General features: G+C 73.1%; 22 protein-coding genes. 16 read left to right on the top strand and 6 right to left on the bottom strand.

Annotated elements, in window-relative coordinates:
• Positions 1-103: 103 nt before the first annotated feature.
• Positions 104-1660 carry a hypothetical protein gene (locus ACIRS4_RS17625; RefSeq protein WP_404196271.1) on the top strand — a complete coding sequence of 519 codons (1557 nt, stop codon included), beginning with the start codon at positions 104-106 and terminating at the stop codon, positions 1658-1660.
• A gap of 45 nt (positions 1661-1705) precedes the next feature.
• On the opposite strand, the gene ACIRS4_RS17620 is transcribed toward ACIRS4_RS17625, so the two are convergent.
• Entirely contained in the window at positions 1706-3049 is a 1344-nt protein-coding gene (locus ACIRS4_RS17620) for a PH domain-containing protein (protein ID WP_404196268.1), read from the bottom strand.
• Positions 3046-3558: a PH domain-containing protein gene (locus ACIRS4_RS17615; RefSeq protein WP_404196265.1), complete on the bottom strand. Its 513-nt coding sequence runs from the start codon at positions 3556-3558 to the stop codon at positions 3046-3048. The genes ACIRS4_RS17620 and ACIRS4_RS17615 overlap by 4 nt, the downstream gene beginning before the upstream one ends.
• Positions 3559-3589: 31 nt before the next feature.
• On the opposite strand from ACIRS4_RS17615, the gene ACIRS4_RS17610 reads away from it, so the two are divergent.
• Positions 3590-4741 carry an NADH-quinone oxidoreductase subunit D gene (locus tag ACIRS4_RS17610; RefSeq protein ID WP_404196262.1) on the top strand — a complete coding sequence of 384 codons (1152 nt, stop codon included), beginning with the start codon at positions 3590-3592 and terminating at the stop codon, positions 4739-4741.
• Between the two features lie 112 nt (positions 4742-4853).
• Here ACIRS4_RS17610 and ACIRS4_RS17605 read toward each other — a convergent pair whose 3' ends face one another.
• Entirely contained in the window at positions 4854-5882 is a 1029-nt protein-coding gene (locus ACIRS4_RS17605) for an SAM-dependent methyltransferase (protein ID WP_404196259.1), read from the bottom strand.
• A 118-nt stretch (positions 5883-6000) separates the two neighbouring features.
• On the opposite strand from ACIRS4_RS17605, the gene ACIRS4_RS17600 reads away from it, so the two are divergent.
• From ACIRS4_RS17600 to ACIRS4_RS17590, 3 genes are read left to right on the top strand one after another with little or no spacing between them, the layout of a single operon-like run.
• Positions 6001-7206 carry a sensor histidine kinase gene (locus ACIRS4_RS17600; RefSeq protein ID WP_404196256.1) on the top strand — a complete coding sequence of 402 codons (1206 nt, stop codon included), beginning with the start codon at positions 6001-6003 and terminating at the stop codon, positions 7204-7206.
• Positions 7207-7253: 47 nt separating this feature from the next.
• A complete protein-coding gene (locus ACIRS4_RS17595; protein ID WP_130438394.1) occupies positions 7254-7922 on the top strand; it encodes a response regulator transcription factor in 669 nt (222 codons plus the stop codon).
• A gap of 49 nt (positions 7923-7971) precedes the next feature.
• On the top strand, positions 7972-8604 hold the full coding sequence (locus ACIRS4_RS17590; RefSeq protein WP_404196252.1) for an AAA family ATPase: 633 nt from the start codon (positions 7972-7974) through the stop codon (positions 8602-8604).
• A gap of 12 nt (positions 8605-8616) precedes the next feature.
• Here the strand turns inward: ACIRS4_RS17590 and ACIRS4_RS17585 are convergent, their stop codons facing one another.
• On the bottom strand, positions 8617-9723 hold the full coding sequence (locus tag ACIRS4_RS17585) for a DUF5937 family protein (RefSeq protein ID WP_404196249.1): 1107 nt from the start codon (positions 9721-9723) through the stop codon (positions 8617-8619).
• Between the two features lie 164 nt (positions 9724-9887).
• Between ACIRS4_RS17585 and ACIRS4_RS17580 the strand changes: the two genes are divergently transcribed.
• A complete protein-coding gene (locus tag ACIRS4_RS17580) occupies positions 9888-10106 on the top strand; it encodes a hypothetical protein (protein ID WP_404196247.1) in 219 nt (72 codons plus the stop codon).
• Here ACIRS4_RS17580 and ACIRS4_RS17575 read toward each other — a convergent pair.
• Positions 10103-11296, bottom strand: coding sequence for a threonine aldolase family protein (locus ACIRS4_RS17575; RefSeq protein ID WP_404196244.1), 1194 nt, complete (start codon positions 11294-11296; stop codon positions 10103-10105). The genes ACIRS4_RS17580 and ACIRS4_RS17575 overlap by 4 nt on opposite strands.
• 196 nt (positions 11297-11492) lie before the next feature.
• Between ACIRS4_RS17575 and ACIRS4_RS17570 the strand changes: the two genes are divergently transcribed.
• The 10 genes from ACIRS4_RS17570 to ACIRS4_RS17525 all read left to right on the top strand — a co-directional run bounded on the left by ACIRS4_RS17570 (position 11493) and on the right by ACIRS4_RS17525 (position 19723).
• Positions 11493-12422 carry a Rossmann-like and DUF2520 domain-containing protein gene (locus tag ACIRS4_RS17570; RefSeq protein ID WP_404196242.1) on the top strand — a complete coding sequence of 310 codons (930 nt, stop codon included), beginning with the start codon at positions 11493-11495 and terminating at the stop codon, positions 12420-12422.
• Positions 12419-13411, top strand: a complete 993-nt coding sequence (gene panC, locus ACIRS4_RS17565) for a pantoate--beta-alanine ligase (RefSeq protein WP_404196240.1) — start codon at positions 12419-12421, stop codon at positions 13409-13411. The genes ACIRS4_RS17570 and panC overlap by 4 nt, the downstream gene beginning before the upstream one ends.
• Entirely contained in the window at positions 13408-15123 is a 1716-nt protein-coding gene (locus ACIRS4_RS17560) for an L-aspartate oxidase (RefSeq protein ID WP_404196237.1), read from the top strand. The genes panC and ACIRS4_RS17560 overlap by 4 nt, the downstream gene beginning before the upstream one ends.
• Before the next feature lie 5 nt (positions 15124-15128).
• Positions 15129-16112 carry a carboxylating nicotinate-nucleotide diphosphorylase gene (nadC, locus tag ACIRS4_RS17555; RefSeq protein WP_404196235.1) on the top strand — a complete coding sequence of 328 codons (984 nt, stop codon included), beginning with the start codon at positions 15129-15131 and terminating at the stop codon, positions 16110-16112.
• 15 nt (positions 16113-16127) lie between these two features.
• Complete coding sequence (locus ACIRS4_RS17550) at positions 16128-16925, top strand: type III pantothenate kinase (protein ID WP_404196231.1); 798 nt, start codon at positions 16128-16130, stop codon at positions 16923-16925.
• A 136-nt stretch (positions 16926-17061) separates the two neighbouring features.
• On the top strand, positions 17062-17769 hold the full coding sequence (locus ACIRS4_RS17545; RefSeq protein WP_404196808.1) for a hypothetical protein: 708 nt from the start codon (positions 17062-17064) through the stop codon (positions 17767-17769).
• A 103-nt stretch (positions 17770-17872) separates the two neighbouring features.
• A complete protein-coding gene (locus tag ACIRS4_RS17540) occupies positions 17873-18052 on the top strand; it encodes a hypothetical protein (RefSeq protein WP_358796886.1) in 180 nt (59 codons plus the stop codon).
• A 137-nt stretch (positions 18053-18189) separates the two neighbouring features.
• Positions 18190-18618, top strand: a complete 429-nt coding sequence (locus tag ACIRS4_RS17535; RefSeq protein WP_404196805.1) for a BlaI/MecI/CopY family transcriptional regulator — start codon at positions 18190-18192, stop codon at positions 18616-18618.
• A gap of 9 nt (positions 18619-18627) precedes the next feature.
• Positions 18628-19161 (top strand): amino-acid N-acetyltransferase, encoded by a 534-nt coding sequence (locus ACIRS4_RS17530; RefSeq protein WP_130438374.1) that lies wholly within the window; start codon positions 18628-18630, stop codon positions 19159-19161.
• Positions 19162-19387: 226 nt separating this feature from the next.
• Complete coding sequence (locus tag ACIRS4_RS17525; RefSeq protein ID WP_130438373.1) at positions 19388-19723, top strand: Lsr2 family protein; 336 nt, start codon at positions 19388-19390, stop codon at positions 19721-19723.
• On the opposite strand, the gene ACIRS4_RS17520 is transcribed toward ACIRS4_RS17525, so the two are convergent.
• Positions 19702-20376 (bottom strand): SCO3374 family protein, encoded by a 675-nt coding sequence (locus ACIRS4_RS17520; RefSeq protein ID WP_404196229.1) that lies wholly within the window; start codon positions 20374-20376, stop codon positions 19702-19704. The genes ACIRS4_RS17525 and ACIRS4_RS17520 overlap by 22 nt on opposite strands.
• Positions 20377-20685: the final 309 nt, after the last annotated feature.

Below are 20685 nucleotides of genomic sequence, written 5' to 3'. Positions count from 1 at the left end.
CCGTGACGCCTCTGAATGCCGATGCGCTGTGAAGACTTCGGAACGGCTGTGTTTTTACGGGGCGGGGCGCCAACAATCCTCTACGCGCGGTAAGTTTCTGGCCATGCCACGTGGACGTCACCGCCATTCACCGCCCTTGCACAGGCTGCTTCCTCCGTCGGCGATCGCAGGCGTCTCCGTCGTCTGCGCCCTCGGTCCCTGGGTGTTCACGGAGCCCCTCGCGCTGCGAGGTCTGGCCGCCGCCGCCGCGGCGACGGCGGTCATCGGCGCGTTCGTCATGCGCCGTTGGGACATCCAGGCCGGCAAGCAGGTCGCCGACCTCACGCGCGCGCGTGCGGGGGACGAGTGGCGCTTCGAGGAGCGTGTCGCCGAGTTGGAGAGCGACCTCGACGAGTCGCGCGAGCTGCGGATCAAGCTGGAGCAGCGGCTGCGCGCCAAGCGCGCCGAACTCGCCGGCCTGCGCAACGAGCACGCGGCGCTGCTGCGCCGCTACGCCACCGCCGAGACGGAGCGGGCGAGCGCTCTGGAGGGCCGCCGCCTGCTGGAGATAGAGGCCGCTCCGCCGTCGAACGCCCTGCCGCCCGCGCGGGGCGCGGAGACGGCCGAGGGTGCGGGAACCGCGGTAACTTCGGCCGACGAGGCCGCGGTCGACGAGGTCGCGGCCGGCGGGGCTTCGGCCGCCGAGGCTTCGAAGTCCGGGGTGTCCGGGGTGTCCGGCGAGGGCGAGCCCGAAGCTCCGGCGGTCTTCTCCGCCGACGGCTCCAAGCTGTTCCTGCGTGCGCTGAGCGCGCTCGCACGCTTGGACGCCGACGGGCCCGCGCACGCGGAGCCCACGGAGTCGAAGGCTGCTCGGCCCACCGCGTCCGAGCAGGTCGAGTCCGCCGAGCCGACTGAGCCCGCCGGGCCGGCCGAACCCGGCAAGTCTGCCAAGGCCACCAAGGCCACCAAGGCCACCAAGGCCACCAAGGCCACCAAGGCCATTAAGGCCGCCAAGCCCGCCGACACCACCGGCACCACCGGCACCACCGGCACCAGCGGCTCCGACGAACCCGCCGACGCGAAGCCCGCTTCGGTCGCCTTCTCGAAGGCCGGCGGCGACAAGGAGGCCGCGCGGGAGGACGAGGCGGAGGGGAAGCCCGAGGCGGTCGACGAGCACGCGCGCGCGGCCGCCCCTTCCCCGGACCCCGACGAGGACGAGACCTCGGCGCAGAAGACGGCCCCAGCCGCGGCGGAAGAGGCCGCCGAGCGGACGCAGGGCACAGACGCGCACTCCACCGACGGCACAGAGGCCACGGACACCTCGGAAGAGGCGCTCCGCGCCGCCGCTCCCGCGCGGCGCCCCGGCGGCCACTTCACGGTGCCGACCGCCGTGGCCGTCGCTCCCGAGTCGCAGCCGGTGCGCCGGCCCACGGCCGAGGGGGGCTTCGACTTCTTCGGCACGAAGGAGTCGGCGGCGTCCGACGCCCTGGAGGCCGTGCAGAACGAGGACCTCGCCGACGTCGTCGGTCAGGAGGCGCTCGCGCTGCACAAGGCCGAGACCGAGGCGGAGTTCAAGCCGGCCGACGACGACTCGCGCCGCGTGGGCCAGGTGATCGACCTGACCGCGCACGACGAGACCGAGCAGATCGACCTGCACCGCCTGCGCAGCGCCGTCTCCTGAACGGGCCCGGCGGCCGTCTCCTGAACGGGCCCGGCGTGAGGGCTCCTAGGCCATCCACCGGTCGGGCCGGGCGTCACGGCGTCCGGTCCGTGACCGTTCGGCCTGGCCGCGCAGCAGCTCCGCGGCCTCACGCGTGTCCCGCAGACGCGCCGTGACGGTCTTGCCGGCCCCCGAGTCCACCCGCACGTCGGCGACCCGCCACAGCCGCTGCCAGGGCCCTTGCGTGAGCCGCACGCTCTGCACCTTGGCGTGCGGGACGAGCGCCAGGCTCCGGCGCAGCAGCCCGTGCCGGGAGGCGAAGACCGTGTCGGTGACGGCGGTCCCGTAGCCCCGCCACCACACCGGAACGCACCGGCCGGCCCGGCGGGGCGGCCGTGTCAGGGCGGCCGCGTCGGGGACGGCGACGCCGGGCAGCACGCGCGCGATGACGGCCTCCGCGGCCTCGCGCGGGGCGACCGGGACGAGCACGGAGTTGGCCGAGCCGGCCACGTCCAGTTCGACGCGCACCCACCCCCGGCGCCGCCACAGCAGCGGCTCGACGATCCGGACCGTCTGCACCCGCCCGGGCGGCACCGTCTCGTGCGCGCGGTCCAGCAGGCCGTGGTCGATGCGCAGACCGTCCGGTGACTCGGCGACGCTCCAGTCGAACTCCCCGACGAACCGCCCCACGCTGCTCGCGCCCGCCGCGCCGAGCAGCGGCACACCCGTCGCCAGCACCGTCCACACGCTCTGAGTGACGAGCCACAGCACCGGCAGCACCACGAGCGCGGCGATCAGCGCGCCCCAGGTCGCGCCGGTCAGCGCCAGCGCGACCGCCAGCTCGCGCGCGGGCACGCGCAACAGCTCGCGCGCCGGGGCCTCACCGACCTCGTGCGCCGTCTCAGGGGCGAAGCCGGCCGCGCGCGCGAGCAGTTCGGCCCGCAGTGCGCTCGCCTCGTCCTCGCCGAGGAAGGCGAGTTCGTCCTTCTTGTCGGCGCCGACCACGTCGAGCCGCAGCTTGGCGACGCCGGCGATCCGTGCCAGTAGCGGCCGGGTGACGTCGATGGCCTGGATGCGCTCCAGCCGGATGTGCGCCGTGCGCCGGAACACCAGGCCGGTCCGTATGCGCAGTTCGCTGTCCGTCACCGAGAAGTGGGTGAACCACCAGCTCAGGAAGCCATAGAGGGCTGCCGCGGGGACGACGACGGCGAGGGTGATCAGCAGGGTCGTCGTGGTGAGCCGCGCCAGCTGCCGCTGGGCCTGGTTCGGATCGTGCACCGCCCAACCGGCGACCACCGCGATGGGCGCCCACGCGCGCCGGAACGGCGTCACGGGGTGCAGCCGGCGCTCGACGACGGTCCGCGCCCGGGTGGCGCCGGGCACGCCGCCGTCGACGCGCGGGGCCGTCACAGTCCCGCCGATCGGGCCTCGCCGAGCTCGGTGAGCCGGTCGCGCAACCGTTCCGCCTCGGCCGGGTCCAGTCCCGGGATCCTCGCGTCGGTCGCGGCGGCCGCCGTGTGCAACTGGACGCCGGCCAGCCCGAAGTACCGCTCGACGGGACCTGAGGTCACCTCGACGAGCTGCATCCGCCCGTACGGCACGACCGTCTCCTCGCGCCACAGCACGCCCCGGCTGATCAGCAGGTCGTCGGCGCGCTCGGCGTAGCGCCACGAGCGCCAGTTGCGGCCGAGCATGACCCAGCCCCAGCCGATGCCCGCCAGCGGCAGCAGTGCGAACGCCGCCCAGGCGGGCCCGGCGAGCAGACCGAGCGGCACCCCGACGCCGGCCGCCGCGAGCCCCAGCCACACCACCAGCAACAGCCGCCGCATCCGCAGCAGTCCGGGCGGCAGCCCGGTCCACGCCGCGCCGCCTCCCGCAGTCTCCACGCCCCCCGGGCCCGCCGGGCTCCCCGTCTCCATGCGGTCAGCGTACGTAGGGGAGACTGGGGCCATGACTCCTACGACGGAGACCACGGTCGGGATCGGCGGCGCCGCGGAGAGCACCGACATGGTGCTCAACATCGGCCCGCAGCATCCCTCCACGCACGGCGTGCTGCGGCTGCGGCTCGTGCTGGACGGCGAGCGCATCATGCACGCGGAGCCGGTGATCGGTTACATGCACCGGGGCGCGGAGAAGCTGTTCGAGGCGCGTGACTACCGCCAGATCGTGATGCTGGCCAACCGCCACGACTGGCTGTCGGCGTTCTCCAACGAGCTGGGCGTGGTCCTCGCGGTGGAGCGCATGCTCGGCATGGAGGTGCCCCCGCGCGCGGTGTGGACGCGCACGCTCCTCGCGGAGCTGAACCGGGTGCTCAACCACCTGATGTTCCTCGGCTCCTATCCGCTGGAGCTCGGCGGCATCACCCCGGTCTTCTACGCCTTCCGCGAGCGCGAGGTCCTCCAGAACGTGATGGAGGAGGTCTCCGGCGGGCGTATGCACTACATGTTCAACCGGGTCGGCGGCCTCAAAGAGGACCTGCCGGCGGGGTGGGCCTCACGCGCGCGGGGGGCCGTCGCCGCCGTCCGTTCCCGCATGGACGTCTTCGACGACCTCGTCCTCGGCAACGAGATCTTCCGGGGCCGCACGCGCGGCGTGGGCGTTCTCTCCCCCGAGGCCGTGCACGCGTACGGCGTGAGCGGGCCCATCGCGCGCGCGTCCGGCGTCGACTTCGACCTGCGCCGCGACGAGCCCTACCTGGCGTACGGGGAGCTCCAGGACACGCTGAGGGCGGTGACCCGGACACAGGGCGACTGCCTGGCCCGCTTCGAGTGCCTCCTGGAGCAGACGCACGTCGCACTGGACCTGGCCGACGCCTGTCTGGACCACCTCGCGGAGCTGCCGCCCGGCCCGGTCAACCAGCGGCTCCCCAAGGTCCTCAAGGCGCCCGAGGGACACACGTACGCGTGGACCGAGAACCCTCTCGGGGTGAACGGCTACTACCTCGTCAGCAAGGGCGAGAAGACCCCGTACCGGCTGAAGCTGCGCTCGGCCTCGTACAACAACATCCAGGCGCTGACCGAGCTGCTGCCGGGCACGCTGGTCGCGGACATGGTGGCGATCCTGGGGTCGATGTTCTTCGTGGTCGGGGACATCGACAAGTAGCCGGGACAGCGGCAAGCAGTCGGGGACGTCGACAAGCAGTCGGGGACGTCGACAAGCACTCGGGGACATCTCCGAGCAGGCAGGGCGCGGGCGGGGCACTCCGGCGCACGCGTCAGCGGGGCGGGGGAAGCGGGTCCGCGATCCCGACCGGCTGGAGCAGCCAGCCGAAGTCGCCGAGGCCGCCCGCCGCGGTGAGTTCGGCCGCCTCGCCGGCGCTCGCGAGGGCGCGGACGTACGCGGCGGGATCTGTGGAGGCGAGCGCGAGCGGGGGGCGCGCGCCGGTGACGCCCAGGGCGTGCAACGCCTCCCGCTGGGGGAGCAGACGGGGCGTGGACGGCGAACGCGCCGGTGTGCCCGCCTGCGCACAGGCGTCCAGCGCGACATGTGCCGTGAGGTCGCACGAGCCGTCCGGCACGGGCGTCGTCTCCCGGCCCTCCCGGTATCCCGTGAGCGTCCCGAACGGGGGGCGTGCGTCCGCGGTGTGCGCGTAGTCCACGGCCACGGCGAGCCCCCGCCCGACACGGGCGACGGCGGCCGCCCAGGCGGTGTCCCGGGGCAGCCCGATCTCCGCCCGCAGCCCCTCCTCGCCGGCCAGGGGCCACCAGCGCGCGAGCCACTCCGCCTCCGCGTCGGACACCGGCTCGCCGAGCCGCTCGGCCCCGTCGCCCCGGACGAGCACCCGTCGCGCGATTCCGGCGGAGTCGACCTCGGCGACCTCGACGGGCACGTTGTCCAGCCACTCGTTGGCGAACAGCAGGCCGGTGACCTCCGGGGGCGGCTCGGGCAGCCACTCGATCCGATGGGTGAGGCCCGCCGGGCGGGCGGCGATCTCGACGGCGTACGCGCGTGTGCGGGCGGCCACGTCGGCGGGGAGCGCGGCGAGCACACCGGTGACCAGCTCACCGCGTCCGGCGGCCATGTCGACGAAGTCGAGCGACGCGGGCCGGCCCAGCGCCTCGTCCACCTCGCACAGCAGCCGGGCCACCGCCCCGGCGAAGAGCGGGGACGCGTGCACGGACGTGCGGAAATGGCCCGCCGGGCCCTCGGGGCGGCGGTAGAAGCCGTCCGTCCCGTAGAGCGCGTCCTGCGTCGCCGCCCGCCAGCCACGCCACCCGCCGGAGCCCGTCACCTGTGCCACCACCGGGTCAGACTATGCGCACAGGTGATCACCTCCTCCACCTTGCGGAGTATGCGCACCGGGCCCGGATCGGCCCTCCGGCTGACCCGTGCGCACATCGGGCTTCCCTACGCTGGGTTACGTGCAGCGCCTCTATGACTTCATCCGCAGACACCCGAGCGGCGTCGACGGCTTCTGGGCCCTCGTCCTGTTCGGGATCTCTGTGGTGACCGACACCTCCACCAGGAACACCGGCCAGGGAACCGACGCTCCGGCACTCATCGTGCCGGTGGCTTTCCTGCTCTGCCTGGTGGTGGCGCTGCGACGGCGCATGCCCGAAGGGATGCTCCTGCTGGCCGGCGCCATCGGCGTGGCACAGCTGGCGCTGGACGTCGCGACGATGGCCGCCGACTTCGCCCTGCTGGTGATCGTCTACACGGTCGCCGCGACGGGCGTGCGCTGGTCCTCCTGGCTGGCCCTGGGCACGGGGCTGAGCGCGGCGACGCTCGCGCAGATGCGCTGGCCGAACGAGCAGACCAGCGCCGCCGGCAACCTCGCGATCGTCGTCTTCCAGACGGTGCCGTTCGCCCTCGCCTGGGTGCTCGGCGACTCCATGCGGACCCGCCGCGCCTACTTCGCGCAACTGGAGGAGCGGGCCGCCCGCCTGGAGAAGGAGCGCGAGGCGCAGGCGAAGGTCGCGGTCGCAGCCGAACGCGCCCGTATCGCGCGCGAGCTGCACGACGTCGTCGCGCACAACGTGTCGGTGATGGTGGTGCAGGCCGACGGCGCGGCCTACGTCCTCGACGCTGCCCCCGACCAGGCGAAGAAGGCCCTGGAGACGATCTCCTCGACCGGCCGCCAGGCGCTCGCCGAGATGCGCCGCCTGCTGGGCGTCCTGCGCACCGGAGAACACCAGGAGAGCGGCGAGTACGTGCCGCAGCCGGACGTCGAGCAGATCAAGGACCTGGTCGAGCAGTGCAGCGGCTCCGGTCTGCCCGTCGACTTCAAGGTCGAGGGCACTCCGCGCCCGCTGCCCAGCGGCGTCGAGCTCACCGCGTACCGCATCGTGCAGGAGGCGCTGACCAACACGCGCAAGCACGGCGGACCGCACGCGGGCGCCAGCGTGCGCCTGGTCTACTTCGACGACGGTCTCGGCCTGCTCGTCGAGGACGACGGCAAGGGCGCCCCGCACGAGCTCTACGAGGAGGGCGGCATCGACGGCCAGGGGCACGGGCTGATCGGCATGCGCGAGCGGGTCGGCATGGTCGGCGGCACGCTGGACGCCGGCCCCCGCCCGGGCGGAGGATTCCGGATCAGCGCCCTGCTGCCGCTCAAACCGGCTCACTGACGCCCACGCACGCCCCCTGTTGACACCTGTACATGGAAGAGGACCCGATGACGATCCGCGTGATGCTCGTCGACGACCAGGTGCTGCTGCGCACCGGGTTCGGGATGGTGCTCGCCGCCCAGCCGGACATGGAGGTCGTGGCCGAGGCGGGCGACGGCGTCGAGGCCCTCCAGGCGGTGCGTTCCACAGCGGTGGACGTGGTGCTGATGGACGTGCGCATGCCGAAGCTGGACGGTGTGGAGGCGACCCGGCGCATCTGCGCGGAGGAGAACCCGCCGAAGGTGCTGATCCTCACCACCTTCGACCTCGACGAGTACGCCTTCTCCGGGCTGAAGGCGGGCGCCTCCGGATTCATGCTCAAGGACGTGCCGCCCGGGGAACTGCTCGCCGCCATCCGCTCCGTGCACAGCGGTGACGCGGTGGTCGCCCCCTCCACCACCCGCCGTCTGCTCGACCGGTTCGCGCCGATGCTGCCCAGTGCCGGCAAGGAGCCGCAGCGCAAGGAGCTGGAGCGGCTCACCGAGCGCGAGCGCGAGGTCATGATCCTCGTAGCCCAAGGGCTCTCCAACGGCGAGATCGCCGCCAGGCTGGTGCTCTCCGAGGCGACGGTGAAGACCCACGTCGGCCGCATCCTCACCAAGCTGGGACTGCGCGACCGGGTCCAGGTGGTCGTCCTGGCCTATGAGACGGGACTGGTGCGCGCCGGCGGGCACTGAAGGCGGGAAAGCGCGCCCCGGCCCCCGGGGCGGCCACTAGGGTCTGCGCATGCTCCTGTGGATAAACGGCCCTTTCGGGGGTGGCAAGACACAGACGGCACACGAGCTCCGGCGGCGGCTGCCGGACAGCGTCGTGTGCGACCCCGAGCACGTGGGCTTCGGCCTGCACCGCATGCTGCCGCCCGGACTGCGCGAGGACTTCCGGGACCTCGCGTCCTGGCGGCAGGGCGTCGTCGAGGTGCTCGACCTGGCGCTGCGCAAGCACGACGGCGTTGTGATCGTGCCCATGACGCTCACGGATCCGGGCCACTTCGAGGAGACCGTGGGCCGGTTGCGTGAACTGGGGCACGACGTACGCCACTTCACGCTTCTCGCCGAACGGGAGACCGTGCTGCGGCGGCTTCGTGAACGCGGGTTCGTCCGCCTGCTGCGATTCCTCGTCGGCAGGAACGCGGTTCCGAGCCAGGAGACTTGGGCCGTCCGGCAGCTCGACCACTGTCTGGAGCGGCTGCGGGAGCCCCGCTTCGCCGAGCAGCTGTGGACGGACCGCACCTCCGTGCCCAGGACGGCCGACCGCATCGCCGTCCTGGCCGGTCTGACGCTCCTGCCCAACCGCGAGGGCGCGCTGCGGACCCGGCTGCGGCAGGCGCGCGTGGGGCTGAGGCACATCCGCTTCGACTGAGCGCCCGGCCCGCTAGCGGAGTATCCCCTCCAGGAAGTCGCTGCCGAGCCGCGCCACCATCGTCACGTCCAGCTGGTGCAGCACGTACCGGCCGCGACGGCGGGTGGAGACCAGGCCCGCCTTCTTCAGGACGGCGAGGTGCCGGGATATCTCGGGCGCCGTCATGCCGTGCGCCTGGGCCAGTTCGGTGGTGGTGTAGGCGCTGCGGGCCAGCAGGCGGCAGATCCGCATGCGCACGGGGTGGGACAGCGCCGTCATCCGCAGCGTCAACTGCTCCACCGACGGCGGCGAGGCCAGTTCCGGCGAGCCGACCGGGTAGTGCAGGACCGGCTGCCAGCCGTAGCGGTGCAGCACCATCAGGTGCGGCCAGCCGAGGCTCGTCGGCACCAGCAGCAGGGACCCGTCGGCGACGGAGGTGCGGCTCTCGATCAGCTTGTCCACGATGATCCGCGCGGTGTGCTCGTCCAGCGTCACGGCGGAGGACACCGAGGCGAGGGCCTCCGCGAGACCCTTGCGGTGCAGCAGCTCGGTCTTGTGGCGGGCGTCCGCGGCGAGCGGGTGGCGGACCCGGGCCCAGACGTCCGCGAAGAAGGCCTCCTCGCAGTCCTGGAGGAACTGCCGCAGCCACGCACGCACGAGGGGCGGGTCGGCGAGCAGCCGTCGGGTGAAGCGCACCTGGCGCGGTCCCCGGGAGGCGGCCAGGTCGAGGGCGCGCTCGTGCAGGGCGGAGTCGGACAGGACGCCCCTGCTCGGCAGCTCGTAGCCCGGCGCGCACGTGAACTCCAGCGCGGAGTCGACGAACTGTTCGTCGGTCAGTTTGTCCAGCAGGTCGAGCTCTCCGGTGAGCGTGGCGCCAGGCCGGGCACCGCCGCCAGGGATGCCCGCGTACGGCAGGAAGATGTCGGAGAACGTCGTCCGCCACAGGAAGTCCGCCTCGCACATCCGGTCGGCCAGATGCGGGTCGAGGCACGCCGTCACGCTGGTGACCCAGCCCTGCAGTCCGGGGTGGTGGCCCGGTTCGGACAGCGCGTGCAGCGCCATGCCGAGTTCGGCCAGGGGGGACGGGGCGATCGTGACCCGCTCCGGCCGCAGCCCCGTGATGTCGATGCGCACGCTCATGCCCTCATGGTGCACCCCGCCACCGACGACACGGCCGTCGATTGACGGCCCTCGTCAATCGACGGGACGCGCGGCCGGGGCCCGGCGCAGCCTGATGTCACCGGGGCGACCGCGGCGCACCCGGGCCCCTCTCCGACTCCTGCTCCCGAAAGGGCACAACGGCCATGAGCATCACCCAGCAGTACGCCCTCGACGTCCACCGCGCCCGTCAGCACGGCGAGCCCCTCCCGCCCGCGCCCGGCGCCAACGACTGGCAGCTCGTCCGCGAACTGCGCGACCGCCGTGAGTTCGAGGCGGTCCTCGCCGGCCGCCGCCCCGCCCGGGGGCGCGCCCGGCACGCCCTCGGCCGACTGCTGCACCGTCTGCGGCCGGTCAGGCTTTAGGGCTGCCGGGCGACCTGCCTCAGCCGTGTCATGAAGTCCCCCACGGCCGCCCGTACGTCCTGCGGCGTCCACTCCAGGCCGTCGGCGCGCACGGTGACCTCCGTGAACGACAGCCCCGGCGGCCCGCCACGGCTCCAGCCCGACGCGAAGAGCACCGTCTTCGTCTCCTCGGCCTGCCGCACCGCCGCCTCGGCGAGGTCGTCGGCGTCGTAGGGCAGCCAGAGCTGGAACTCGTGCGTGTGCGGCGTCTGTGGATGCACGCGCGCCCAGGGGACACCGGCCTCGGCGAACCCCTCGCGCAGCGCCTCGGCCACCACGCGCGCGTGGGCGACGTACTCCGGCAGCCGGGGAAGCTCACGGTCCAGCCCGACCAGCGCGGACAGCGCCGTGGGGAACTGCTGGAACACGGTGCCCCCGTACCGGTGGCGCCAGGCCCTCGCCTCCTCCACGAGGGTCCGCGGGCCGGCGAGCGCCGCGCCGCCGAAGCCGTCCAAGGACTTGTAGAACGACACGTAGACGCTGTCCGCCAGGCCGGCGATCTCCTCCAGGGAGCGGCCGAGGTGGACGGTGGACTCCCACAGGCGGGCGCCGTCGAAGTGCACCACCGCGTCACGCTCGCGTGCCGCGTCCACGACCTCGGTGAGCTCCTCCCACGAGGGCAGCACGAAACCGGCGTCCCTGAGGGGCAGTTCCAGCATCAGCGTCCCGAAGGGCTCCTCGAAGGCGCGGACCTCGTCGGCCGTCGGCAGCCGTGGCTCACCGGTGACGCGTACCGGCCGCAGCCCGGCCACCGCGCTCAGGGCGCCCCGCTCGTGGACCTCCGGGTGCGACAGCGCGTGCAGGGCGACCGTGCGGTTGCCCGTGCGCCCGGCCCAGCAGCGCAGGGCGACCTGCTGGGCCATCGTGCCGGTGGGGAAGAACGCGGCGGCCTCCGCGCCCAGCAGGCCCGCGACCCGGTCCTCCAGGGCGGCGACGATCCCGCCGCCGTACACGTCCGGGGATTCGTCCAGGTCGTACACCTCGGGCGCCGCTTCGTGCAGCAGGGCGAGCCGGTCGCGCAGGCTGCCGCGGAAGCCCGGGCGCGACAGCACCCGCTCCGCCGCCCGGCAGGCGGCCGCCCGCCGCTCCGCCAGCGCCTCCCGCCGCTCCTCGTCCGGCTCTTGCCCGTCCCGTTCCACCGTGTTCGTCATGCCCGGATCATGCCCGGCGCCGGACCGCCCGAGCATCGGGGTTTCCGTACCGCCGGCAGGCCGCGCGCGGGAGGGCGACCGCTGCGGAGAAACCCACAGCCTGTGGACGACGGGACGTCCCGGCGACCGATCGCGTTAACATGACGAGAAATCGTCCGGTACCCGAAGCGGACTGGAACGGGAAGGCCGTCGTCGCGTGAACACAAGCCAGCAGCCAGACCCCAGGGACCGTCCCGCACGGCTCACCGTCGGCGTCGTCGGCGCCGGCCGCGTGGGCCCCGCGCTCGCCGCGTCCCTCCAGCTCGCCGGACACCGCCCGGTCGCCGTCTCGGGGGTCTCCGACGCCTCCCGCCGCCGGGCCGCGGTACTGCTGCCGGACGTGCCGCTGGTGCCCCCCGCCGAGGTCCTCCAGCGCGCCGACCTGGTCCTGCTGACCGTCCCCGACGACACCCTGCCCGGCCTCGTCGAAGGCCTCGCCGACACCGGCGCCGTACGGCCCGGCCAACTGCTCGTGCACACCTCCGGACGGTACGGCGCGAAGGTCCTCGACCCCGCCCTGCGCGCGGGCGCCCTGCCCCTCGCCCTGCACCCGGCGATGACCTTCACCGGCACCCCCGTGGACGTCCAGCGACTGGCCGGCTGCTCCTTCGGCGTGACCGCGCCCGACGAGCTGCGGCTGGCCGCCGAGGCCCTCGTCATCGAGATGGGCGGCGAACCGGAGTGGATCGCCGAGGAGAGCCGGCCGCTCTACCACGCGGCCCTCGCCCTGGGCGCCAACCACCTGGTGACGCTGGTCGCCCAGTCCATGGAGCTGCTGCGCGCCGCCGGAGTGTCGGCCCCCGACCGGATGCTCGGCCCGCTGCTCGGCGCCGCCCTCGACAACGCGCTGCGCTCCGGCGACGCGGCGCTCACCGGCCCCGTCGCCCGCGGGGACGCCGGCACGGTCGCCGCGCACGTGGCCGAACTGCGCAAGCACGCCCCGCAGGCCGTCGGCGGCTACCTCGCGATGGCCCGCGCCACCGCCGACCGCGCGCTCGCCCACGGACTGCTGAAGCCGGAACTCGCCGAGGACCTCCTCGGGGTACTCGCCAACGGGACCGACGGCGCCGAGGGAGAAGCCGGATGACCACGAGCCTGCTGAGCACCGCCGACGACCTGCACGCACGCACGCGTGCCGGGCGCAGGGCGGTCGTGATGACGATGGGCGCCCTCCACGAGGGGCACGCCACGCTCGTCCGCACCGCCCGCGAGATCGCCGGGCCGGACGGCGAGGTCGTCGTCACCGTCTTCGTCAACCCGCTGCAGTTCGGCGCGGGCGAGGACCTCGACCGTTATCCGCGCACCCTGGACGCCGACGTCAAGCTCGCCGAGCAGGCCGGCGCCGACGTCGTCTTCGCCCCGTCCGTGGACGAGGTCTACCCGGGCGGCGAGCCCCAGGTCCGCATCGCCGCCGGGCCCATGGGGGAGCGTCTGGAGGGCGGCTCGCGCCCCGGCCACTTCGACGGGATGCTGACCGTCGTCGCCAAGCTGCTGCACCTCACCCGGCCCGACGTGGCCCTGTTCGGGCAGAAGGACGCCCAGCAGCTCGCCCTGATCCGGCGCATGGTGCGCGATCTGAACTTCGGCGTGGACATCGTCGCCGTGCCGACGGTGCGTGAGGACGACGGACTGGCCCTGTCCAGCAGAAACCGCTATCTGTCGGCGACCGAGCGACGCACCGCGCTCGCGCTGTCCCAGGCGCTGTTCGCCGGCCGCGACCGGCACGCCGCCCAGGAGGCGCTGCGGGCACGCGCGCGTGAGGTGCCGGCCACGCACGCGCGCGCCGAGGCGCTCAGCGCCCTGGGCGAGTCCCGGGCCGCCGCCGACGCGCACGCCGTCGCCAAGGCCGTCCCCGGCGCCGCGGCGGCCGTCCGCGCGGCAGCCCGCCTGGTCCTCGACGAAGCCGCCCGCATGGAGCCGCCGCTGCGACTGGACTACCTCGCGTTGGTCGACCCGGCCGACTTCAGCGAGATCGGGGACGACTTCACCGGCGAGGCCGTCCTGGCCGTCGCCGCCCGGGTCGGGACGACCCGGCTGATCGACAACCTCCCTCTCACCTTCGGAGCCGCCTCGTGAGCACCACAGGCATACGACTGCACGCGCCCGCGCCCGGGTGGTCCATCGCGGCGGACGTCGTGGTCGTCGGCTCCGGAGTGGCCGGCCTGACCGCCGCCCTGCGCTGCGAGGCCGCCGGCCTCACGACGGTCGTGGTCACCAAGGCCCGCCTCGACGACGGCTCCACGCGCTGGGCGCAGGGCGGCATCGCCGCGGCCCTCGGCGAGGGCGACACCCCGGACCAGCACCTGGACGACACGCTGGTGGCGGGCGCGGGCCTGTGCGACGAGAACGCGGTACGGCTCCTGGTCACCGAGGGACCCGACGCCGTACGCCGGCTGATGTCCACGGGCGCCCACTTCGACACCGACGACGAGGGCGGCATCCAGCTCACCCGCGAGGGCGGCCACCACCGCCGCCGCATCGCCCATGCCGGCGGCGACGCCACCGGCGCGGAGATCTCCCGCGCACTCGTGGAGGCCGTACGCGCGCGTGGCCTGCGCACGATCGAGAACGCGCTCGTCCTGGACCTCCTCACCGACGCCGAGGGCCGCACCGCGGGCGTGACCCTGCACGTCATGGGCGAGGGACAGCACGACGGCGTGGGCGCCGTGCACGCCCCCGCGGTCGTCCTCGCGACCGGCGGCATGGGCCAGGTCTACTCCGCGACCACCAACCCGTCCGTCTCCACCGGCGACGGCGTGGCCCTCGCCCTGCGCGCGGGCGCCGAGGTGAGCGACCTGGAGTTCGTGCAGTTCCACCCCACCGTGCTGTTCCTCGGCTCCGACGCGGAGGGACAGCAGCCGCTGGTCTCCGAGGCCGTGCGCGGTGAGGGTGCGCACCTGGTCGACGGCGACGGCGTGCGCTTCATGCTGGGGCAGCACGAGCTGGCCGAGCTGGCGCCCCGGGACATCGTCGCCAAGGGCATCACGCGCCGCATGCAGGAGCAGGACGCCGAGCACATGTTCCTCGACGCCCGCCACTTCGGCGCCGCCATGTGGGAGAACCGCTTCCCGACGATCCTGGCCGCCTGCCGTGCCCACGGCATCGATCCGGTCACCGAGCCCGTCCCGGTCGCCCCGGCCGCCCACTACGCCTCCGGGGGCGTGCGCACCGACTCCCACGGCCGCACCACCGTCCCGGGCCTGTACGCGTGCGGGGAGGTCGCCTGCACCGGTGTGCACGGCGCGAACCGGCTCGCCTCCAACTCCCTCCTGGAAGGCCTCGTCTACGCCGAGCGCATCGCCGCCGACATCGCGGACGGCCGGGCGGCCGACGGCCCGCACGAGCGCGTGCCCGCCCCGGTCGAGCACCCGGCGACGCCCGCGCACCCGCTGCTGGCCCCCGAGACCCGGTTCGCCATCCAGCGCACCATGACGGAGGGCGCGGGGGTCCTGCGCTCGAAGGAGTCGCTGGAGAAGGCCGCCGACCGGCTCCAGCGGCTGCACACCGAGGCCCGTGACGCCCTCGACGAGAACGGCAAGACCGCCGAGCCCGGCGTCGACACCTGGGAGGCCACCAACCTCCTGTGCGTGGCCCGCGTCCTGGTCGCCGCCGCCCTGCTGCGCGAGGAGACCCGCGGCTGCCACTGGCGCGAGGACCGCGCCGGGCGCGACGACGCGAACTGGCGCCGTCACATCGTCGTACGGCTGAATCCGGACCGGACGCTCGCCGTACGCACCACCGATACCGCAGACTTCCCCCCTACCCGGCAGCACCAGCAGGAGCAGTGACAGAAGTGAGCACCCCCGAGGACCTTTCCCCCGTCGAGAACGGCGGCTGCGGCGGCGGCTGCGCCTGCGGCGAAGGCGCCGGCGACGAGGAGTACATGGAGTGCGGGCTGGACCCCGCTCTCGCCCGGCTGCTGGCCGACGCCGGACTCGACCCCCTGGAGGTCGAGGACATCGCCAACGTCGCCATCCAGGAGGACCTGGCCCTCGGCGTGGACGTGACGACCGTCGCGACCATCCCCGAGGAGGCCGTGGCCACCGCCGACTTCACCGCGCGCGAGGCCGGCGTGGTGGCGGGCCTCAGGGTCGCCGAAGCGGTGATCTCGGTCGTCTGCACGGACGAGTTCGAGGTCGAGCGGCACGTCGAGGACGGCGACCGTGTGGAGTCCGGGCAGAAGCTGCTGTCGGTCACCACGCGCACGCGTGACCTGCTGACCGCCGAGCGCAGCGCGCTCAACCTGATGTGCCGCCTGTCGGGCATCGCGACCGCCACCCGCGCCTGGGCCGACGTCCTGGAGGGCACCAAGGCGCGTGTGCGGGACACGCGCAAGACGACGCCGGGGCTGCGCGCGCTGGAGAAGTTCGCCGTCCGCTGCGGCGGCGGCGTCAACCACCGGATGTCGCTGTCCGACGCGGCCCTGGTCAAGGACAACCACGTGGTGGCGGCCGGCGGCGTCGCCCAGGCCTTCGAGGCCGTGCGCAAGGCCTTCCCCGACGTGCCGATCGAGGTCGAGGTCGACACCCTGCACCAGCTGCGCGAGGTCGTGGACGCCGGAGCGGACCTGATCCTCCTGGACAACTTCACCCCCGGCGAGTGCGAGGAGGCCGTCGGCATCGTCGGCGGGCGCGCGCTGCTGGAGGCGTCCGGCCGGCTCACCCTGGACAACGCCGAGGCGTACGCGGCCACCGGCGTCGACTTCCTCGCCGTGGGCGCTCTGACCCACTCCTCGCCGATCCTGGACATCGGCCTCGACCTTCGAGCCGCGGAGTAGGAGCGGGAACCGGCCATGCTGCTGACGATCGACGTGGGGAACACGCACACGGTGCTCGGCCTGTTCGACGGGGAGGACATCGTCGAGCACTGGCGGATCTCCACCGACTCCCGCCGCACGGCCGACGAACTCGCGGTCCTGCTCCAGGGGCTGATGGGCATGCACCCCCTGCTCGGGGTGGAACTGGGCGACGGCATCGACGGCATCGCCATCTGCGCGACGGTCCCCTCGGTGCTGCACGAACTGCGCGAGGTCACCCGACGGCACTACGGCGACGTGCCGGCGGTGCTCGTCGAGCCCGGTGTGAAGACGGGCGTGCCGATCCTGTTCGACAACCCCAAGGAGGTCGGCGCCGACCGCATCATCAACGCGGTCGCCGCCAACGAGCTCTACGGCGGCCCCGCGATCGTGGTCGACTTCGGCACGGCGACGACGTTCGACGCGATCAGTGCCCGCGGGGAGTACGTCGGGGGCGTCATCGCGCCCGGCATCGAGATCTCCGTGGAGGCCCTGGGCATCAAGGCCGCGCAGCTGCGCAAGATCGAGGTGGCCCGCCCGCGCAGCGTGATCGGCAAGAACACCGTCGAGGCGATGCAGTCGGGCGTCGTCTACGGCTTCGCCGGCCAGGTCGACGGCGTGGTCGGCCGGATGGCGCGCGAGCTGGCCGACGACCCGGACGACGTGACGGTGATCGCTACGGGCGGTCTGGCGCCGATGGTGCTGGGCGAGTCCTCGGTGATCGACGAGCACGAGCCCTGGCTGACCCTGATCGGCCTGCGCCTGGTCTACGAACGGAACGTGTCACGCATGTGAGCGGGGCGCGTCGCCGGCCCATGGGTGCGGGCCGGTCGGTGGAATCGTGATGCGCCACGCCTGTCCGTTATGTCGAACTTGTCTGATTAGCGCGTATCGTTGCCGCATGCCCACGCCATACGGATCCCGCGGCGGCATGGCGTTCGGCCCGGAGGAGCTGCGTGTGCTCCGCCGTGCTCTCGCCCTCGCCCTCCACCCCGGTCCCGCCTCGGCCGAGGACGTCCAGGACTGTCATCGCCTCGCCGACTCCCTCGACGAGGCGGCGCGGGAGGCCGCCCGGCTGCGGGCCTTCCTGGAGGCCGACCTCGGCCGGTACCGCGCCGCCCTGCCCGGTGCGGCGGCCGGCTACCTCCGGCTCCTGGAGGAGGTGCTGGGCGCCGGCTACCGGCCCGTCCCCGACGACCTCGCGGCGCTGCGGGCACTGCGGGGCGCTCCGCCGGCCGCGGCGCTCCTGGAACGCTGTCGGACGCTCGCCGAGCAGGACGTACGCGCCCGTCTGGCGGGTCGTACGGCTCAGCCGTCCGCCAAGGCCGCCGGGATCGTCCCGGCGTCCCGCACGCGCCTTCTGGCGCTTCCTGGCGGACGTTCCGGGCAGGCGCGGCAGGAGGGCGGCGAGACGCTCCGCGCCGCAGGGACCGTCGCGGCGGCCGACGGCCCGACGGAGAAGCCGAAGAAGAAGCCCGCGGAGAAGCCGGCGGCCCCCGCCCCGGGGCCCGTCCCGGTGCATCCCGCCGCCCCCGAGCCGTCGCGCCGGCCCATCCCGACGCCGGGCGAGGTCTTCCCCCGCCGCAAGCCGGCCGCACCGCCCGCGGGCGCCGGGCGGCGGACGCTGGTGGCCGGCTGACCGGAGTGCCCCGCGACACCGCGGCCCGTCCGGAACGCCGGCAGCGGGAGTCGCACGGCCACCCCGGCCCGGGACCCCCTCGCGCCCTGGCTACTCTGGATCCATGGACTACGTCTCCGCGCTCGTGCCCCCCGTCGTCATGGCCGTGTTCTTCATCGGCGTGATCAGGGTGATCGTGAAGACCCAGGGCGGCGCCAACAAGGCCAAGGAGGACGCGGCCGTCGACGCCGCCCTCGCGCGCGCGGAGGGCGCCCGCCCGGCCTCCGGGCCGGCCGACGCCTGACCCCGTCGCCCACCTGGGCGCACGACTCCGATCCGCTCGGACTCGTGCGCCCTTTTTGTTCGTCTTGTCGGCGAAAGTGCACGTCCGGCACGCGATGGGCGGGATCTCCCACTATTGTCTGAGCTGTGCCTCGCCCACTGGGAGAACTCGAAGACGCGGTCATGACGCGGGTGTGGAAGTGGAACCGCCCGGTGACCGTTCGAGAAGTCCTGGAAGACCTTCAGCAGGAACGGTCGATCGCGTACACGACGGTCATGACCGTTTTGGACAATCTCCATCAGAAGGGCTGGGTCCGCCGTGAAGCGGAAGGCCGGGCCTATCGATATGAGGCGGTCTCCACCCGGGCCGCCTACGCGGCCGCCCTCATGAACGACGCCTGGGCGCAGAGCGACAACCCCGCCGCGGCACTCGTCGCCTTCTTCGGCATGATGAGCGAGGAACAGCGAAGGGCGCTCAGTGACGCGGTGCGCATCGTCCAAGGCCCCCAAACACCACCGCCTCCGCCCGCGGAAGCGGGGAGTGCGGGCGAGAACCCCGGCTCGGCGACGGGAACCGGTGGGCGATAGCGTCCGCACATGTCAGCTCAGAGCCCTGAAGTCAGCGCTAAAGCCATCACCGTCCGCCGGGCCCGGACCAGCGATGTCCCCGCCGTACGCCGTCTCCTTGACGCGTACGTCCGTGGCGGCATCCTGCTCGACAAAGCGACGGTGACGCTTTACGAGGACATCCAGGAGTTCTGGGTCGCCGAACGCGACGACAACGCCGAGGTGGTCGGCTGCGGGGCACTGCACGTGATGTGGGAAGACCTCGCGGAAGTCCGCACTCTCGCCGTGAAGGACGGCCTGAAGGGCGCCGGCGTCGGCCACCAGTTGTTGGAGAAGTTGCTCCACACCGCCCGCTGGCTCGGCGTTCGGCGCGTTTTCTGCCTGACCTTCGAAGTGGACTTCTTCGGCAAGCACGGCTTCGTGGAGATCGGTGAGACGCCGGTCGACACCGATGTCTACGCGGAGCTGTTGCGTTCCTATGACGAGGGCGTCGCGGAGTTCCTCGGTCTCGAACGAGTGAAACCGAACACCTTGGGCAACAGCCGGATGCTTCTGCATCTGTGATCGCCGAGTCCATTCCGGACCGCCCCGCCTTGCCCGGGTGCCCTATGTCCGAAACGCGCACGTTTCCGGACGCGGGACCGGCCGTGGGTCTCAACCGGGGGTTTGTGTTTTCCCGGGAAAAGCGGTTTGCTTTCCGACGTACTGCAGTACTGCATATAACAGGGGGCGGCGAAACGGCGGACGCCGGAGACCCCCGGCCCTCACGTTATCGATGAAAGGAAATGCGGTGGCACAGAAGGTTCAGGTCCTTCTTGTCGACGACCTCGACGGTGGCGAGGCGGACGAGACCGTGACGTTCGCTCTGGACGGCAAGACGTACGAGATCGATCTCACGACTGCCAATGCGGACAAGCTGCGCGGCCTTCTCGACCCGTACGTGAAGGGCGGTCGCCGTACCGGAGGCCGTGCTTCGGGTGGGCGTGGAAAGACGCGCGCCGCTTCCGGCGGCAGCCAGGACACGGCGCAGATCCGTGCCTGGGCGAAGGAGAACGGTTACGAGGTGAATGACCGCGGGCGGGTTCCCGCGACCATTCGCGAGGCTTACGAGAAGGCCAACGGCTGAGCGCACGCGCGCAGCAATCGGGCACGGTGACAGTGTGTCGCCAGTGTGTTGACCAGCCGCACGAGATCGGGGGCGCCTCCTCCGCCCCCCAACGCCGACACCGTCGGCAGCGAGGCCTCCACCCCGCGCCCCGCCACGGGGGGCCGCAGCCAGACGGCGGCCCCCTGCACAGCTTCGGGGCACCGCCCGCCGGGAGCGGGGGAGGCCGTCTTCGGGCGCCGGGAAGGCGAGGGCGCCTCGACGCTCTCCTCAGGCGCCTGCCGCTCGGCGGGGCCGGTGGGCCGAGGCGCTTCCACGGAGCCCCCGGGGCCGATGGGCCTCAGATCCAGGTGAAGCGGCTCCCACTCCAGCCAGCGCAGGACCCCCGGCAGTTCCTCCGCACTGCCCGCGGCCACCAGGAACTGCATCCGCTCCCCCCGCACGCCCACCGGAGCGCCCGACGGCAGGCGCCGCAGCGCCGCATGGCCCGCGACGGCCGGCACGTCCAGGACGTCGAAGCGCAGGCCCACGGAAAGTCGTACCGGCTCCCCGGGCACCGTCGCCCACCCCAGTTCGTTCTCGTACCAGCCGCGGACCCGGTCGGCCGGGACGGCCGGGTCCGGATCGAGCGGCCGCCGCGGAGCAGGGACGAGGGAGGAGGCTGTGCCGACCATGCCAAGTGCAACCGCCAAAAAGCGCCGAGAGTTACGCTGAGTGTTCCGGCGATCGCGCAAAGTGTCCGAAATCGCGGCGCGCGGGGGCGTCCGGGGGCGCAAGGTTGTTCGCCCATAGCGGAGCGAACCGGGGCGCGCGGCATGGAGTGTCAGTCCCGACGGGTAAGACATGCCTAGTGGGAGGGGGCGACACGCAGGACAGGACGTCTCACGTTCGCCATCGGCGTACTGGCGATGGGGGTAACTGCCTGGCCTGCGGGAACATCGTCTCGCACCATCGGGTTGGAGCAGATGTCGGCGTTCGGGGTC

The sequence above is a fragment of the Streptomyces sp. NPDC101166 genome, from assembly GCF_044768125.1.
In the GTDB taxonomy this organism is placed as follows: Bacteria; Actinomycetota; Actinomycetes; order Streptomycetales; family Streptomycetaceae; genus Streptomyces.
The sequence above is the reverse complement of the archived record's forward strand: the minus strand, read 5'-3'. Positions and strand labels throughout refer to the sequence as shown.

What these genes read in the sequence shown, in the direction of transcription:
- ACIRS4_RS17625 (WP_404196271.1), top strand. Translation starts at nt 104, where the DNA reads ATGCCACGTGGACGTCACCGCCATTCACCGCCCTTGCACAGGCTGCTT.
- ACIRS4_RS17615 (WP_404196265.1), bottom strand. Translation starts at nt 3,558, where the DNA reads ATGGAGACGGGGAGCCCGGCGGGCCCGGGGGGCGTGGAGACTGCGGGA.
- ACIRS4_RS17610 (WP_404196262.1), top strand. Translation starts at nt 3,590, where the DNA reads ATGACTCCTACGACGGAGACCACGGTCGGGATCGGCGGCGCCGCGGAG.
- ACIRS4_RS17595 (WP_130438394.1), top strand. Translation starts at nt 7,254, where the DNA reads ATGACGATCCGCGTGATGCTCGTCGACGACCAGGTGCTGCTGCGCACC.
- ACIRS4_RS17590 (WP_404196252.1), top strand. Translation starts at nt 7,972, where the DNA reads ATGCTCCTGTGGATAAACGGCCCTTTCGGGGGTGGCAAGACACAGACG.
- ACIRS4_RS17585 (WP_404196249.1), bottom strand. Translation starts at nt 9,723, where the DNA reads ATGAGCGTGCGCATCGACATCACGGGGCTGCGGCCGGAGCGGGTCACG.
- ACIRS4_RS17580 (WP_404196247.1), top strand. Translation starts at nt 9,888, where the DNA reads ATGAGCATCACCCAGCAGTACGCCCTCGACGTCCACCGCGCCCGTCAG.
- ACIRS4_RS17575 (WP_404196244.1), bottom strand. Translation starts at nt 11,296, where the DNA reads ATGACGAACACGGTGGAACGGGACGGGCAAGAGCCGGACGAGGAGCGG.
- panC (WP_404196240.1), top strand. Translation starts at nt 12,419, where the DNA reads ATGACCACGAGCCTGCTGAGCACCGCCGACGACCTGCACGCACGCACG.
- ACIRS4_RS17550 (WP_404196231.1), top strand. Translation starts at nt 16,128, where the DNA reads ATGCTGCTGACGATCGACGTGGGGAACACGCACACGGTGCTCGGCCTG.
- ACIRS4_RS17545 (WP_404196808.1), top strand. Translation starts at nt 17,062, where the DNA reads ATGGCGTTCGGCCCGGAGGAGCTGCGTGTGCTCCGCCGTGCTCTCGCC.
- ACIRS4_RS17540 (WP_358796886.1), top strand. Translation starts at nt 17,873, where the DNA reads ATGGACTACGTCTCCGCGCTCGTGCCCCCCGTCGTCATGGCCGTGTTC.
- ACIRS4_RS17530 (WP_130438374.1), top strand. Translation starts at nt 18,628, where the DNA reads ATGTCAGCTCAGAGCCCTGAAGTCAGCGCTAAAGCCATCACCGTCCGC.
- ACIRS4_RS17520 (WP_404196229.1), bottom strand. Translation starts at nt 20,376, where the DNA reads ATGGTCGGCACAGCCTCCTCCCTCGTCCCTGCTCCGCGGCGGCCGCTC.